The sequence below is a fragment of the Streptomyces sporangiiformans genome (assembly GCF_005768555.2).
Taxonomy (GTDB): Bacteria; Actinomycetota; Actinomycetes; order Streptomycetales; family Streptomycetaceae; genus Streptomyces; species Streptomyces sporangiiformans.
Window position 1 is genome coordinate 49529 of sequence record NZ_VCHX02000095.1, and the last position, 13989, is coordinate 63517.

A 13989-nucleotide genomic window follows, 5' to 3' on the forward strand; every position below is an offset into this window, starting at 1 on the left:
GCGGGAACGCCGGAGCCCCCTGTTCCATTTCCTCTTTGCCGAATATTTGCCCATGATCGCTCAACCGTTCGAGATCATGGTGCGTAGGAGCCAGGACTCGAACCGGCCGCACGGTCCTGTACGACCGGCCGCACAGTCCCGCACAACCGGCACATACCCTCATACGCATGACAGCCCGTGCAGCGACCCTCCCCCACTCTCGGCTTCGCTCGAGCGGGGGGACCCCCATCGTGGGAACGGTGACGCGCGGGACCACCAACCCCAACCGGCTGCGGCGCATGGACCGCTGGATCGCGGCGGTCCACGGCGCCGAACTGCGCCGGGAACTGCGCCGGACCGGCGACGCCGTGGCGGTCGACCTCGGGTACGGGGCCGCCCCCTGGACCGCGCTGGAGCTCCTCCAGCGGCTGCGTACCGTCGCTCCACGCGCGCGCGTGGTCGGCGTGGAGATCGAACCGGCCCGGGTCGCGGCCGCGCGGCCGTACGAGCGTGAAGGGCTCGCCTTCCGGCACGGTGGCTTCGAGATCCCGCTGCCGGAGAGGCCGTTGCTGATCCGCGCGGCGAACGTGCTGCGCCAGTACGAGGAGGCGGAGGTCACCGAGGCCTGGGCACGGCTGTGCGCCCGCCTCGCGCCGACGAGCGGCGACTCGCGCGGCGGGCTCCTCGTCGAGGGCACGTGCGACGAGATCGGCCGTCGGCACGTCTGGGTCGCGCTCGGTCCGGAAGGGCCGCGCACGGTCACGTTCGCCACCCGCCTGGGCTCCCTGGACCGCCCCTCCGACCTCGCCGAACGCCTCCCCAAGGCGCTGATCCACCGCAACGTCCCCGGCGAACCGGTGCATGCCTTCCTGCGCGACTTCGACCGCGCCTGGGCGGCCGCGGCGCCGTACGCCTCGTACGGCGCCCGGCAGCGCTGGATCCGGTCCGTCCGCGACCTGAAGGCCGACTGGCCGGTGACGGACGGCGTGACGCGCTGGCGGCAGGGTGAAGTGACCGTGCGGTGGGAGGCGTTGGCGCCACGGGCATGACCGCGCGCGCCGAACCGGCCGTTCGGCACCCCGGCCACACCCCGGCCACACGCAGACCGCACCCCGACTTCACCTCGACTTCATCCCGGCGGGAACGATCTCGATGAGTCGTTCGTCACACTGGCGGGGAGATCATCGCCGTGTGGGAAAAATTGGCCGGGAGGGGATCGAGAGGGGCGCGTGGGAGTTCTTGCTCGCCTCTGTCGCACTGCATCTGTCGCATTGCGCGACGACATGGCACCATCCCCCGAGGCATCCGTAAGTTACTGACGGTAAATCAGCTTGGGGGCGGAGTATGGGATCGGGCAAGCGGAGCCTGACCACGGTGACCATGGCCCTGGCCTGCGCGGCGGCCATTCTGTCCGCGCCGGGGGTGGCATACGCGGATCCGTCACCGAGCCCCACACCGACGCCGACGCCCCCTCCCTCCTCAACGTCTGCGAGCCTCAAGGACCTTGAGGCCATCCGCAAGAAGCTGGAGAAGCTCTACCACGACGCGGCGGTGGCCACGGACGCGTACAACGCGGCGGAGGAGAGGACCGAGAAGCAGTCCGCGCAGATCGTCGCGCTGGCCCGCACGATCGTCAAAGGCCAGGCGAGGCTGGACAAGCTGAAGGACCGGGCGGGCGCCGCGGCCCGCGCGCAGTACCGCGGGGGCGGGCTGCCGCCCGAGGCGCGGCTGATGCTCAGCGACGACCCGCAGCAGTTCCTGGACGGCGCGGGCCGGGTGCGCCAGGGCGAGCAGGCCACCAAGGGGATGCTCGCCGAGATGGCGCGCACGCAGGAGGACTTGAAGCAGTACGCGAAGGACGCGGCCGCCCAGTGGAGGAAGCTGGAGGCCCACCGCAAGGCCAAGGCGGAGGCCAAGAAGAAGGTCAAGAAGCAGATCGCCGCCGCCGAGGAGCTCGAGTCGCGGCTGGAGAAGGACGAGAAGGAGCGGCTGGCGAAGCTGGAGCGGGAGGCCGCGGACAAGGCGCAGACGGACTGGCTGAGCTCCGGCGTCCTCGACGACATCAAGGGCGCGGCGACGGACCAGGGCAAGAGGGCCGTGGAGTACGCGACGGCACAGCTGGGCAAGCCGTACGAATGGGGCGCCGAGGGCCCGAAGACGTACGACTGCTCCGGTCTGACCTCGCAGGCGTGGGCGGCGGCCGGCCAGGGCATCCCGCGCACCTCGCAGGAGCAGTGGAAGCAGCTCGACCGCATCGACATCGAGGACATGCGCCCGGGCGACCTCATCATCTACAACTCCGACGCCAGCCATGTGGCGATGTACATCGGCGACGGCGCGATCATCCACGCCCCGCGACCGGGACGGACGGTGACGATCGCGGGTGCGGGCACGATGCCGATCCTGGGGGTCGTACGTCCCGACGCGTGAGGGCCGCCACACCCCGCAGCCCGTCCGGCAGTTGAGGACGGGACCGAAGGGTGACAAACGCGCGCACCAGCGGACAATCACCCCAAGAGAGCCCCGCCGAAGCCTCGCTGGGTGACGCGCCCCACGTGACCCTCAGCACGTTCCTCACACCCTCTCAACCCCGGAAACGTGATGTTCGTCATCAGGGGTAGAGCCGCACCCTGTCCAAATGCGTTGCGGGATGCGGCATATGACGGCGGCCGTTTTCCGGCCGGAGCGCCTTATGGCATTCCTTTGCGGCGGCAGCTGACGCTATGGTCCCCGTCGGTGGGTCGAGACCTCTTGCCCCACCGTGCCCTCGGGGGGAGGGAAGGAACGAAGACGATGCCCGTACCCGTACCGCGGCAGAGAGCCATCCCTGCCGTGGCAGGTGGTCAGGCTCGCGCCGCATCCACACCAGGCGGTTCAGCCGGCACCGCGCCCGGCACCGGCGGCGCCGCCGTCGGCACCACCGCCCCGTTGACGTTGCTCCTGATCGAGGACGACCCGGCGGGGTCGCTGAGCGTTCCTCAACTGCTCGACTCGGCCGGCAAGCCGATCCGGGTCCGTACCGCCCGCAACCTCACCGAGGCCGAGCGGCTGCTCACCGACGACGTCCACTGCATCCTGCTCGACCTCGCGCTGCACGCGCCGGGCCAGGCGGTCGAGGGGGACGACGAACTCGTCACGCTCAAGCACGTGCTGCGGCTCGCGCCCCGGCACGCCGTCCTCGCCCTCACCGCCTCCGGGGACGCCGAGCGCGGCGCGGAGGCGGTACGCGTCGGCGCCCAGGACTATCTGTTCCGTGACGAGCTGGACGGCCGGCTGCTGAGCCGGGCGATCCGGTACGCAGTGGAGCGGAAACGTTCCGACACGGCCGAGCGACGGCTCACGGAGTCCAGGCTGCGGGCTCAGGAGAACGCCCGCCTGGAGCGCGGCCTGCTGCCCACGCCCCTCCTGGAGGGCTCCTCCCTGCGGTTCGCCGCGCGCTATCGGCCCGGCCGCTCGCGGGCGCTGCTCGGCGGCGACTTCTACGACACCGTGCGCACCCCCGACGGCACGGTGCACGCCATGATCGGCGACGTCTGCGGGCACGGCCCCGACGAGGCGGCGCTCGGCGTGGAGCTGCGCATCGCCTGGCGCGCGCTGACACTGGCCGGCCTGTGCGGCGACGAACTGCTCTCGACGCTCCAGCAGGTCCTGGAGCACGAGCGCGAGAGCGACGAGATCTTCGCGACGCTGTGCACCGTGGACATCGCGCCGGACGGCCGCCGGGCCGGTCTGTGCCTGGCGGGGCACCCGTCCCCGCTGATAGCGCGCGCGGGCCGCGTCGCCGAGCTGCTGCCGTACGAGAACGGCGGCCCCGCGCTCGGTCTGCTGCCCCACGCCCGCTGGCCGCGCCAGCAGGTGGAGCTGGGCGGCGCGTGGAGTCTGATGCTCTACACGGACGGCCTGATCGAGGGCCGGATCGGCGACGGCAGGGAACGGCTGGGCCAGGACGGGATGGTGGACCTGGTCCGCCGCCAGCTGGCGCAGGGCCTGCACGGCGAGGAGCTGCTCCGGGCGACCGTGAACGAGGTCCGGGACCTCAACGGCGGAGAGCTGACGGACGACCTGGCGGTACTGCTGCTGGACCGCGTCGGCTGACTCGGTCGGGCCTGGAACGCGGGCTGAATGTGGGCCTGGAACGCGGGCCTGGAACGCGGGCCCGAAGTCCGGGCTGATTCGGGGGTGAAATCCGGGCCTGATCGAGCCTGGAGGTCACCGGCCGCCGTTGTAGGGCCCGTACGGACCGTCGCTGCTGCTTCCGCCGCGCCGGCCTCCGCCCGAGACCTGCTTGAGCGCGGGCCGAACGTCCACGAAGAAGACGATCGTGGCGATGAGCCCGGCGATCTGCAGGAACAGGATCGGCACCAGCAGGTTCACGGCCACCGTGACACCGAGGATGATCATCCAGAACATCTTGCTCTGCTTGTCCGCGGCCCGATACGCGTCGTCGCGGGCCACCGCCGCCAGCACCAGCGCCGCCACCGCGAGCACCAGCATGGCGAGGAAGAGCAGCGACATGAAGCCGCCGAATGCCGTCATCAGCACTGTGCCCACCACCCGTGTCGAGTCATCTCTACGCCGTCACCGTACCCGCAGAACGGGCTGGGGACTCCGATAGTGCCCGGAGTCCCCAGCCCGTTCGCGTGACGGCGAGCCGTCATATGTGTCTTTACCTGCCGGACCGACGCCTTACTTGCTGGGCGGCGTCGTCTTCTTGGCGGTGGTCTTGCGGGCGGCCGAGGCCTTCTTGGCCGGAGCGGCCTTCTTCGCCGGGGCGGGCTCGGTCTTGACCGCGACGGGCTTGTCGTTCTTGACCGAGGACGGTTCCGTCTTCGGCTCGACGGCCACGGCCAGTTCCTCGATCTCCTCGGCGGCCTCGCCGCGCCAGGTCTTCACGGTCTGCTCACCGTGCTCGGCGACCTTCTCGTACGTCTCGCGCGCCTTCACGGCGTACTCGGCGGCCACGCCGACACCGCGCAGGGCGAAGTCCTGAGCGGTCTCACCGATCTTCTTCAGGTCGGTGTCGAGCGTGCCGATGAACTCCGTGACCTTGGTCTGGAGGGTCACCTGCGCCTCCTTGGCGCGGCTGGCGGCCTTCTCCTGGACGGCGTTCGGGTCGATGTTGCGTACGGCGTCGATGCGGGCCGGGGCCTCGGCGCGGAGCTGCTCGACCATGCCGGGCACCTTCTTGGCCTGCTGGAGGGCCAGGTCGGCGGTGCCGGCGGCGAAGTAGAGCGGGGTCGGGTCGCTGAGGGTCTTACGCAGGTCTTCAGTGATGGCCATGGCGAGGGTCCTCCCGGAATCGCTGTGAGCGTGAGGGTTTTTCTTGCGGGTGGTTCGGGTGCTGTGCGGTCGGTGCTCCGCGGCCGTCGGCGCCCTGTCCGGCCCGGTCGACCGTGACCGGGCTCCGGCGGGCGGCCGGATCAGCTCGCGGGCTGCTGACCGCGCGCGTCGTCGCGGTCGATCTTGTCCTGCTGATCTTTCTTGACGCGCTGGTCCTTCTTGACGCGCTGGTCTTTCTTGACGCGCTGGTCGCTCTTGACGTGCTGGTCGTTCTGGAGATCGGCCTCATTGCCGTCGGCTGTACTGGCCTGGTCAACAGTGGCGTCCTGAACATCCGATATGCCCTGAACATCCTCGACCGACTTGATCTCGAACCCGTTCTCCTTGCGGAAGGACTCGTAGATCTGGAGCAGCACCTGCTTCTGCCGCTCATTGAGCGTGGGGTCGGCGAGTATGACGGCGCGCGTCTCCACCTCGACCCGGTCACGCTCGTCATCGAGGATCCCGGCCCGCACGTACAGCGTCTCGGCGGAGATCCGCAGCGCCTTGGCGACCTGCTGCAACACCTCCGCGCTCGGCTTGCGCAGTCCGCGCTCGATCTGGCTCAGATACGGATTGGACACCCCGGCGGCGTCAGCGAGCTGCCGCAGGCTCAGCTGCGCGTTGCGCCTCTGTTCCCGCAGATAGTCACCGAGATTGCCGACGTTGAGCGATGCCATGGCTCCACCCTGCACCACCGCCGCTAACTATTGCAAGCACCTGCTTGCAAAAGTGTGCCATGCCACGCGATCGCCACTGAGGCTGAGCACGATAGGTGTCGTATTTGCAGGGCAACTGTCGTCATCCGCGTGCGGCCTCCTGGTGCAGGCGCTTGGGGGCCAGCCTCCGCGGGTCGCCGAGAAGCGGCGTTGTCGGTGGGCTCTGCCAGGGTGTGCGTCGTGGATGAATTGGTGGAGCGTGTCGACGGTCAAGATCACGTGCTGGGGGTGGTCAGCCGTCGGGAGGCCATCCGGGAGGGTTGGCTGCATCGGGTCGCCGTGACGGTGTGTCGTGATGATCGTGGCCGGATCCTCGTCCACCGGCGGTCGGAGCAGGTGTCGCGCTTCCCCCGGGCTCTATGAGGTCGAGGTCGGTGGCGCCGCAAATGTCGGCGAGTCCTATGAACAGGCCGCCGCGCGGGAACTGGCCGAAGAGATGGGCATTCGTGCGCTGCCGCGCCTGCTGTTCACGTTCATCAACCGCAGCGGTTTGAGCCCTCACTGGCTCGGCGTGCACGAAGCCGTGGTGCCGGACGCCGTGGTCCCCGATCCCGATGAGGTCGCCTGGCATGGCTGGCTGACCGAGCCGGAACTCGGCTCGGCTTTGCTGGAGTGGCGCTTCACCACCGACAGCCACGAAGCCTTCAGCCGGTATCTCGCGTTCCGGAGCGCGCAGTCCTGACCTCTCCCGCCTCTCGGGCTGGGATGCCTGCTTGCGGCCAACGCGCCTTGTGAGAGCGGCTGATCGCCATGGCCGAACTCCCGGCGATCGCCGGCGCAGACCGCGCGACCGAACACCGCTACGTCGACGACTTCGCCCTCCGCCGACTCCCCGCCGCGCTCGCCACGGCCCGTCAGGACACCGTCACGGCGGCCATGGCACCGCTGGCCGAGATGTTCGCCGATGCCGGCGGCATGGTCCAGCTGAGCCGTGAGCAGGCTCGCGGCCGGGCCGGCGACTTCGAGATCATCGAGTACATCCTGCGTGCTCAGCCCGGAGGCGTGCCCGGCACCTGGGGCCACCACTTCGACGACTACCTCCTGCACGCTCCCATCACCGACCAGCACCGACCAGCACCGCAACAAGATCGCCCACCAGGCCGCGCTCATCGAGTCCACACTCGGGAGCGACCCGGCGGACGTCCCGAGCACGGCCCCGCGCGCCACCGGCCGCCGCATCCTGCTGATCGCGTCCGGAGGCGCCGCCGACCTGCGCCGGGTCGACCCGGCTCTCCTGCACCCCGCCGACCGCCTGGTCCTCAACGATGTCGACCCCGACGCCCTCCAGCACGCCCTCACACACCTGCCGCCCGCGACCCGTGTCCAGACCGCCGCGGCCCCCGACAACGTCCTGCGCACCGCCGCCCACCTGGCTGCCGACCACGGCCCCTTCGATCTGATCCTGGCCGGAGGCCACTTCGACTACCTCGAACGCTTCGCCCGAGCCCTGATCCGCACCACCCTGTCCCGCCTGTGCCGCCCCGGAGGCACGTTCTACTTCTCCAACATCGCGACCCCGAACCCGTACGCCGCCCTGATGACCCACATCGGCCGCTGGAACCTCGTCGAACGCACCCCGCCGACATCGAGGCCGACGTTCGAGCCGCCGCGCCGCCGGGAACCGTCGCCGGACTGGACATCACTGCCGATGCCACTGGCCTGGCGCTGTTCGCGACGGTGCGGCGCGCGGACGAGCCGGGGTGATCCCGGCAGTCTTGGTGTTCGTCGCCGACGCAGCCTCGATCGTCAGTCGAGGCCTTCGATGATGCGGAAGTCGCGCTCGAAGCCGTCAGGGAGTTCGGCCAGCGCCTTCTGGTAGGCCGCACTCTCGTATGCGGCGACCGCCTGTTCGAAGCTGTCGAACTCGATCAGGACAACGCGCTCGGCGATTCCGGCTTCGTGTGCGACGACCCGGCTGCCGATGCTGGCGAGCACCCGCCCGCCTGCGGCCTTGACGGCCAGACCGGCCAGTTCGTTGTAGGCAGCAAGCCTCTCAGGGTCTGTGATGGTGGGGTAGACGCTGACCCAGTAGCCCTTGGCCACAGTTACCTCCTGTGTTCGGAATTGATGCTCAGAAGCTTGCTCAGATCCATGGCCGGCGCGCTGTAGGTCAGCGAGCCGACGGAGACGGCGTCGAAGTCGGACGGCTTCGATCAACCGGCTGGGGCTGCGGTCGGAGCCGGTCGAGTCGATGACCGGCCTCGCCGGAAGGGCGGCGGCCCGAACTGGAACGAAGAGGAGCCGACAAGTAGGGAGGAGTCGCACCAGTACGGCGTGATCGGCCATCAACCCTGAGCCCCTGCCACAGATGCCGCCAGAACTGGCCAGGCTCTCACCGGAGCAGTTGGACCTGCTGCGCACCGGCACCTTCGCCTTGAGCGCGCGGGCCTCATCGCATGACCCTGCGCACGATCGCTGCCTGGCCGCCGACTCGGATCCGGTGTCCCGTGCGGTCGCGGTGGACGGTCGCTGTGATGGTGGACGGGCTGCCGAGGTGGTCACCCATGTCGACAGCGAGGCGGTGTGTGCCGAACTCGGCAGCATGCGCTGCCAGGCAGGCCGTGCTGTTGGCGTTGGCGATGTCCTCGGGGACGCCGATCGACGGGGCGAACATCCGGGCTGCTGCTCGGCCGTGTCGGTCCGGAGGCGAGTAGGCGTAGCAGCCCAGCAGACCGTAGCGGTCACAGGCTGCGCGTAACAGGGTTGAGTCCGGCGTGAGTTCGGCCAGTGCGGCGCGGGATCGGATGGGCAGCAGAAGCCTCGGCCGCCCGTTCGACGCCACGCAGGCGTCGCCGGCGACCGCGTCCTCCGTCAGTCCGAGGCCGCCTGCGACTGCCCTCAGTTCGGGTCCACCGGCGCTACGCAGGCTGACCGGGCCCGGGTCGAACGACGCCGTCAGGCCGTCATCGTTTCGGCTTGCCCGACCGTCGAAGCTGCGGTGGGCCGTACGCAGGATGACGCGGTAGTCGTGGTCGCCGCCTTCCCGTTCGGCGAGCACGGCGAGGGCGGCGACGGTGCCGTGTCCGCAGGCGGGCAGTTCGTCCTGGGCGGTGAAGAACCGCAGTGTGTACGCAGGCTGACGACGCTCGATTCCGGTCGCGCGGAGGAAGACGGCGTGCGATGTTCCCCACTCCGCGGGAATGCGGCATCGCTCCTCGTCGGTGAACGGCGCGTCATCCAGAACGGCGGTCGGGCTGCCACCCGCGCCGTCTCGCTGACACGCGTCGACGACCGCTACCTCGGACATGGCACCGGGCCGGTGGTCAGCAGCATGGTCAGGTCCAGTGCGGGCGCGCTGTGCGTCAACGCCCCGACCGAGATGAGGTCGACGCCCGTCCCGGCGATGGCGGGAACTGTGTCCAGGCGGATGGTGCCCGAGGCCTCCAGCAGGATCCGGGAAGCGTCGGCCCGCCCGGCCCGGACCTTCACGACCTGCTCGATGTCTGCCACCGGCATGTTGTCGAGCATGATCCAGCGGGCTCCGGCGTCGAGGGCCTCGACGGCCTGGGTGACGGTCTGCACCTCGACATCGCTCTCCACGGTCTGCCCGGTGCGCGCCATCCCGCGCCTGACCGCCTCGATCGCGGCGGTCACCCCGCCCGCCGCGGCGATGTGGTTCTCCTTGAGCAGGACCATCGCCGCGAGATCGAGGCGGTGGTTGTGGCCGCCGCCGACGGTGACCGCGTACTTGTCCAGGGCGCGCAGGCCCGGCGCCGTCTTGCGCGTGTCCAGGATGCGCGCCCTGGTCCCTGCCACAGCTTGGACGTAGCGGTCGGTCAGCGTCGCGATGCCGCACATGCGCTGCAGGAAGTTCAGCGCCGTACTCTCCCCGGTGATCAGACTGCGCGCCGAACCGGACAGGTGCACCAGGACTTGGCCGTCGGCCAGTCGGGCGCCGTCGGCGACGGCCGGCTCGACCTTGACCTCGGGGTCGACCTGCGCGAAGACCTCGGCGACCACGGGGAGGCCGGCGGCGATGCCGCTTTGCCGGGTGCGGATCTCGGCCGTGGCCGCCAGGTCCTCGGGAACGCTCCACACGGTGGTGATGTCCTTCCCTGACGCGTCCTCGGCCAGGGCGGCAGCGGCGGCGGCCCGTGCTGCCGCCGAGGGAAACTCGGTCGTGGTCATCTGGTCTCCAGCTCTGAGTGGACGTTGGCTTGGTGGCGGCAACCGCTGACGAGGCAGCACTGAAGTTCCGCTGGGCCGATTCGCAGGACCTGGTGGATCCTGTACTCGATCTCCCGCGTGCCGGTCACCCGTCCCCCCGCCACGAACAGGTTCCGGGTGAGCCGTCCGTGCGACTCGGCGCCGACGTCGAACTCGGGGCACCTTGCGCATGTACCGGTCCTCCCGGCCGGTCTCGCCTCCGTCGACCCGGGCTTTCAGGAACGCCTCTCCCCCAGGTCGTCAGGGCAGGTGCCACAACAGCCTCCTCCGTTTCGATTTCCGAAGCGGTCACCGATGCTAGCGTGTCGGAATTCGAAGCATCAACCCTGGAGAGCTGGACATCCGACATGGCAACACCCAGACCTGGCAGTCCTGTTCGCGGCTCGACCACCGGCCGCCCCCTCATGGCCGCACTCGATCTGTTCGGGCGGCGGTGGAGTCTGCGCATCCTGTGGGAGCTTCGCGCGGGTCCGCTTGGATTCCGCCCCTTGCAGAAGCGGTGCGACGACATGTCATCCAGCGTGATGCGGCAGCGCCTGACCGAACTGCTGGATGCCCAGGTGATTCACCAACTACCGGACAGCCGCTACGAGCTCACCCCGCTGGGACAGGAGGCGCGCCACGCCCTGAACCCCCTCGCCCGCTGGGCGGAACGCTGGGCGGCCACGATCGACCCGCAAGGGGCGGACCACACCGACGACCAGCCCGCCAGCCGCGTCTCACATCCGGACACCGCGGGCGACGGGGCGCCTGAGAGGGGCTCCGCGGACTGACGCCCCGCCTCGGATCGGAGGCGGGGCGGGACCGCCGGGTCACGAGGTTGCCGTGGCTCGGCCGAGCGCCGGGGGCAGGCGCGAAACCTCCGCCAATCCTTCTGCTTGGGATTTCAAAGCGGTGGCGTCCAGCCTGCGACAGTGCTTCGATATTCGAAGCACACTTGGTCCGACTTCGATCAAGGGGGCGGCATGACTCAGCAGAACACCGACACGGAACGTTCCACCATCCTGTCCTGGAGGGAACCAGGGCCGCTCTTCGCCTTCAAAGGGGAACTGACGGGCCTGCAGTACCTGCAAGGCCTGGCAGCCGGCGGGATCGTGCCGCCGCCCGTCGCCCAGGTACTCGGCATCACCGTGGAGAGCGCCGACTGCTCGTGGGGCATGACGTCAGCCGCGTTTCAGCAGTCGCCGACCGCAGTCCTCATGGGCGTTGAGATCCAGGCAGCGCGGCACAAGTAGACGCTGAGCGCACGGTCGGCATCGCGAAGTCTGTGAACGAGCGGGGTCATCGACTCTCGCGCTTCGCAGGGATCCGCAGCTCGGAGCAACCGCGTCGCGATCTGCAGAACCGCGCCCGTGGCCAGGGAGTCGGTCGGCGGCGCGGTGTAGGGCTTGGAGGTCTTCTTCTTCCCGGCGGTGTTGAGCAGGGGCTGGGCCTGCGCGGTGCGGGAAGCATGCTCGGCATCGAGCACGGCGGCCAGGAACGATGTGCCTGCGTACGGGCGGGCTTCGGGCCAGGTCCGGAAGATCATGGCGACCGTCGCGCGCAGATCGGCGAAGTAGTGGGCGACGGGGACCGGCGCCCCCGCGCTCGTCGTGCTCTCAGGGCCTCCCGCAGCGAGCAAGCCCGCAAGGTGTCGTTGCACTTGGACGAGCGCGGCCATAGTGGCCGAATCGAGTTCCCCGGCAGGGGCGCTCTCCCGGGTCAGGTCGGCTCCGCAGGCATGTGCGGGATGCTCGGCCGGTGCCGAACGCGCCTCAGCCGACCGGCATTGCCACGGGCTCAGAGAATCGTCCGACAGGCGGGCGATGGCACTGCCTGCGTGGGAGGACTGCGCGAGTGCGCCACAACCGGGGCACTGGTGGGCGAGGAGTCGTTGGTGTCGGACACAGAGGAAGATCATGGGGAGGCGCCACAGCCGTTGCCAGGGACCGCCGTGCCGGTCCTGGATGGGGGTGCCGTTCCCGGTGAGGCAGGGCGGACAGTAGCGCGTGGAGCGGGTCAGCACCCACGGGTTGTCGTAGATGGAGCGTGTGGCGGTGGTCGACGCAGACGAAGACCACCGGCAGGTGCCAGTGCCTTTTCCATGAGCCACCGAGTTCGGCGCCCAAGGGGTTGTCCTTCCCAGCCAGGCAGCACTCGCAGAACTGGGTGCTGCGCAGGTGGACCCATCGGCGAGGGTTGGTGAGAAGTTGAGGCCCGTACCACGGCGCGTGCTGCTGATTCAGCGGTCCATAGCGCTCTCCGAGGGGAGCCAGCAAGAGGTTCTCCATCGCGGGGAGCGAGAGGCCTGCCACGTGCGCGGCTTCGGCGAGCTTTCGCGGAGGGAGGGCAAGAAGTGATCCAGTTGGCACATGGATTCCCACCCGGTCCGCGAGGCCCATGCGCACCGCGATGGCCGCGGGTGGACTTCCCGTGTGCTGAGCGAGACGCAGCAGGAGTCCCACCAGCGATTCGTCCTCGAGGGGCACGAGCGTGCGCGGCAGGGGACGACGTTGGGTCATGCCTCGGCCGCCGGAGGAGTGCCGCGGTCGTCCAAGACCTTGTTGCGTCCCTTCCGGGGTTTCGATCTCTTCGTCTCCGGCTTCCGCCCCGGCTCCGACTCCGGGGAGGTGTCGACGTCGGGGATCTCTCCCGCTTCGGCGTCCCGTACGCCGTCCTTGCCGGGGATGTTGCCCAGGTTGATGGTGATCTCGTCGAGGAGGTCGATGGTCAGGTCCTCCAGGCCGCTCTCGATGGCCTTGGTCAGTCCGTCCTCGACCAGGCGCCGCAGGAGACCGACGATGCCGTGGGTGCGGCGGTAGAGGTACTCGGGCATCCGGCCTTCGGAGAGCGTGCCGGGGCCGGCGTTGAAGAGTCGGATCTCGTTCTCGATACCGATGAGGTGGTCGATGAAGGCGCCGGTGCGCGCGTCGCTGCTGTAGTCGAAGGCGTCGAGGGTGACGATGTCGAAGCGGCGCTCGGTCTGGGTGGAGGCGTCGGGGTTGTAGCTCTTGCCCTTCTTCAGCGGGGCGTAGACCCACTGGTTGGTGCGGGGGTCGTGCCAGCCCTCCCTGAGCAGGCCGGAGCGGGGGATGTTCACGCCGATGAGGACGAGCGTGACGTCCAGGTCCATCAGACTGCGGATCAGGTCGAGGGTGTCCTGGTCGTCTTCGCGGTGCATCTTCAGGCGGGTGATGTCGTCGATGATCAGGACTGTGGTGGCGTGCGCCTTGATCGATTCGCGGACGTTGCGGATCATGCCGCGCAGGTTTCTGCCGTACGGGGCGCCGTAGTAATCGAGGATCGCCTCGCACAGGCCGATCGGGGTGGCCTTCACCGGGGTCTGGCAGTAGGCGACCGGTGCGATCAAGTCCCGGGTGCCCGGCATCGGGTCGAGGTAGCACTCGGGGTACTGCTCGTACAGGTCGCGCCAGGTGTCCTCGAACTCGGCGGCGGTGCGGCAGGCGGTCTCCGTCTTGCCCTGGTAGCCGCCGCCGTTGATCATCAGCCCGTCCAGGGTGCTCGGGCCGATGCGCATCGCGTTGTTCTGGATCCGTGAGCGCATCAGCGTAGTGACCACCTCGCTCATCGGGGTGTCCAGCATCTGCATGTTCACGTGCGTGGCCGCGCGGTGCAGGTCGTACAGCGACTTCTTGCGCGGGCTCATCCGCCGGTACTCGGCCAGGGACATCTTCCTGACCGGCACAAACAGATCCCGTGTCCGGCGGAACTCCTGCCAGCCCTCATGCCGGGTCCGGTCCGGCCTGGGGCCGAAGCGCAGGAACGGCACGACAGCGTTCGGCGGCTCCGGGCGCAGGTTGCTCAT

14 protein-coding genes and 3 pseudogenes are annotated in these 13989 nt (G+C 69.4%); 7 read left to right on the top strand and 10 right to left on the bottom strand.

Going from position 1 to position 13989, the window contains the following annotated elements; all coding sequences use genetic code 11:
• Window positions 1–167 precede the first annotated feature (167 nt).
• The 3 genes from FGD71_RS10820 to FGD71_RS10830 all read left to right on the top strand — a co-directional run bounded on the left by FGD71_RS10820 (window position 168) and on the right by FGD71_RS10830 (window position 4074).
• Window positions 168–1028, top strand: coding sequence for a class I SAM-dependent methyltransferase (locus FGD71_RS10820; protein ID WP_119100191.1), 861 nt, complete (start codon window positions 168–170; stop codon window positions 1026–1028).
• Between the two features lie 295 nt (window positions 1029–1323).
• Window positions 1324–2409, top strand: a complete 1086-nt coding sequence (locus FGD71_RS10825) for a C40 family peptidase (protein ID WP_119100192.1) — start codon at window positions 1324–1326, stop codon at window positions 2407–2409.
• A gap of 363 nt (window positions 2410–2772) precedes the next feature.
• Window positions 2773–4074, top strand: a complete 1302-nt coding sequence (locus FGD71_RS10830; RefSeq protein ID WP_119100193.1) for a PP2C family protein-serine/threonine phosphatase — start codon at window positions 2773–2775, stop codon at window positions 4072–4074.
• Between the two features lie 114 nt (window positions 4075–4188).
• On the opposite strand, the gene FGD71_RS10835 is transcribed toward FGD71_RS10830, so the two are convergent.
• From FGD71_RS10835 to FGD71_RS48705, 3 genes are all read right to left on the bottom strand, one after another.
• Entirely contained in the window at window positions 4189–4515 is a 327-nt protein-coding gene (locus FGD71_RS10835) for a DUF2516 family protein (protein WP_420878265.1), read from the bottom strand.
• A gap of 150 nt (window positions 4516–4665) precedes the next feature.
• Complete coding sequence (locus tag FGD71_RS10840) at window positions 4666–5259, bottom strand: hypothetical protein (RefSeq protein WP_119100194.1); 594 nt, start codon at window positions 5257–5259, stop codon at window positions 4666–4668.
• Window positions 5260–5399: 140 nt separating this feature from the next.
• Window positions 5400–5978, bottom strand: a complete 579-nt coding sequence (locus tag FGD71_RS48705) for a helix-turn-helix domain-containing protein (RefSeq protein ID WP_240436511.1) — start codon at window positions 5976–5978, stop codon at window positions 5400–5402.
• 219 nt (window positions 5979–6197) lie between these two features.
• Between FGD71_RS48705 and FGD71_RS10850 the strand changes: the two are divergent.
• Both FGD71_RS10850 and FGD71_RS10855 read left to right on the top strand, forming a co-directional pair.
• Window positions 6198–6699 (top strand): annotated as a pseudogene (locus tag FGD71_RS10850) (NUDIX hydrolase).
• 303 nt (window positions 6700–7002) lie between these two features.
• Window positions 7003–7836 (top strand): class I SAM-dependent methyltransferase, encoded by an 834-nt coding sequence (locus FGD71_RS10855; RefSeq protein WP_119100195.1) that lies wholly within the window; start codon window positions 7003–7005, stop codon window positions 7834–7836.
• Here the strand turns inward: FGD71_RS10855 and FGD71_RS10860 are convergent.
• The 3 genes from FGD71_RS10860 to nadC all read right to left on the bottom strand — a co-directional run bounded on the left by FGD71_RS10860 (window position 7764) and on the right by nadC (window position 10145).
• Window positions 7764–8060, bottom strand: a complete 297-nt coding sequence (locus FGD71_RS10860; RefSeq protein WP_020273833.1) for a DUF1330 domain-containing protein — start codon at window positions 8058–8060, stop codon at window positions 7764–7766. The genes FGD71_RS10855 and FGD71_RS10860 overlap by 73 nt on opposite strands.
• A 346-nt stretch (window positions 8061–8406) precedes the next feature.
• Window positions 8407–9264, bottom strand: coding sequence for a PhzF family phenazine biosynthesis protein (locus tag FGD71_RS10865; RefSeq protein WP_119100196.1), 858 nt, complete (start codon window positions 9262–9264; stop codon window positions 8407–8409).
• The gene (gene nadC, locus FGD71_RS10870; RefSeq protein WP_119100197.1) at window positions 9252–10145 is read right to left on the bottom strand and encodes a carboxylating nicotinate-nucleotide diphosphorylase; all 894 of its coding nucleotides are present in this window, start codon (window positions 10143–10145) and stop codon (window positions 9252–9254) included. The genes FGD71_RS10865 and nadC overlap by 13 nt, the downstream gene beginning before the upstream one ends.
• A gap of 443 nt (window positions 10146–10588) precedes the next feature.
• Between nadC and FGD71_RS10875 the strand changes: the two genes are divergently transcribed.
• Window positions 10589–10957 carry a winged helix-turn-helix transcriptional regulator gene (locus FGD71_RS10875; protein ID WP_119100198.1) on the top strand — a complete coding sequence of 123 codons (369 nt, stop codon included), beginning with the start codon at window positions 10589–10591 and terminating at the stop codon, window positions 10955–10957.
• Between the two features lie 192 nt (window positions 10958–11149).
• On the top strand, window positions 11150–11419 hold the full coding sequence (locus FGD71_RS10880; RefSeq protein WP_119100199.1) for a hypothetical protein: 270 nt from the start codon (window positions 11150–11152) through the stop codon (window positions 11417–11419).
• Here the strand turns inward: FGD71_RS10880 and FGD71_RS48710 are convergent.
• From FGD71_RS48710 to FGD71_RS10895, 4 genes and pseudogenes are all read right to left on the bottom strand, one after another.
• Window positions 11359–11805 carry a hypothetical protein gene (locus FGD71_RS48710; protein WP_240436516.1) on the bottom strand — a complete coding sequence of 149 codons (447 nt, stop codon included), beginning with the start codon at window positions 11803–11805 and terminating at the stop codon, window positions 11359–11361. The genes FGD71_RS10880 and FGD71_RS48710 overlap by 61 nt on opposite strands.
• A 303-nt stretch (window positions 11806–12108) precedes the next feature.
• Window positions 12109–12276, bottom strand: a pseudogene (locus FGD71_RS49640) (hypothetical protein); the annotation flags it as partial.
• A pseudogene (locus FGD71_RS50110) lies at window positions 12269–12685 on the bottom strand (TniQ family protein); the annotation flags it as partial. The pseudogenes FGD71_RS50110 and FGD71_RS49640, both read right to left, overlap by 8 nt.
• Window positions 12682–13989: an ATP-binding protein gene (locus tag FGD71_RS10895; RefSeq protein WP_119100200.1), complete on the bottom strand. Its 1308-nt coding sequence runs from the start codon at window positions 13987–13989 to the stop codon at window positions 12682–12684. The pseudogene FGD71_RS50110 and the gene FGD71_RS10895, both read right to left, overlap by 4 nt.

Coding starts and splice junctions, on each gene's coding strand:
- nadC (WP_119100197.1), bottom strand. CDS start 10,145: ATGACCACGACCGAGTTTCCCTCGGCGGCAGCACGGGCCGCCGCCGCT.
- FGD71_RS10825 (WP_119100192.1), top strand. CDS start 1,324: ATGGGATCGGGCAAGCGGAGCCTGACCACGGTGACCATGGCCCTGGCC.
- FGD71_RS10840 (WP_119100194.1), bottom strand. CDS start 5,259: ATGGCCATCACTGAAGACCTGCGTAAGACCCTCAGCGACCCGACCCCG.
- FGD71_RS10865 (WP_119100196.1), bottom strand. CDS start 9,264: ATGTCCGAGGTAGCGGTCGTCGACGCGTGTCAGCGAGACGGCGCGGGT.
- FGD71_RS10895 (WP_119100200.1), bottom strand. CDS start 13,989: ATGAGCAACCTGCGCCCGGAGCCGCCGAACGCTGTCGTGCCGTTCCTG.
- FGD71_RS48705 (WP_240436511.1), bottom strand. CDS start 5,978: ATGGCATCGCTCAACGTCGGCAATCTCGGTGACTATCTGCGGGAACAG.
- FGD71_RS10875 (WP_119100198.1), top strand. CDS start 10,589: ATGGCCGCACTCGATCTGTTCGGGCGGCGGTGGAGTCTGCGCATCCTG.
- FGD71_RS10880 (WP_119100199.1), top strand. CDS start 11,150: ATGACTCAGCAGAACACCGACACGGAACGTTCCACCATCCTGTCCTGG.
- FGD71_RS10820 (WP_119100191.1), top strand. CDS start 168: ATGACAGCCCGTGCAGCGACCCTCCCCCACTCTCGGCTTCGCTCGAGC.
- FGD71_RS10835 (WP_420878265.1), bottom strand. CDS start 4,515: ATGACGGCATTCGGCGGCTTCATGTCGCTGCTCTTCCTCGCCATGCTG.
- FGD71_RS10830 (WP_119100193.1), top strand. CDS start 2,773: ATGCCCGTACCCGTACCGCGGCAGAGAGCCATCCCTGCCGTGGCAGGT.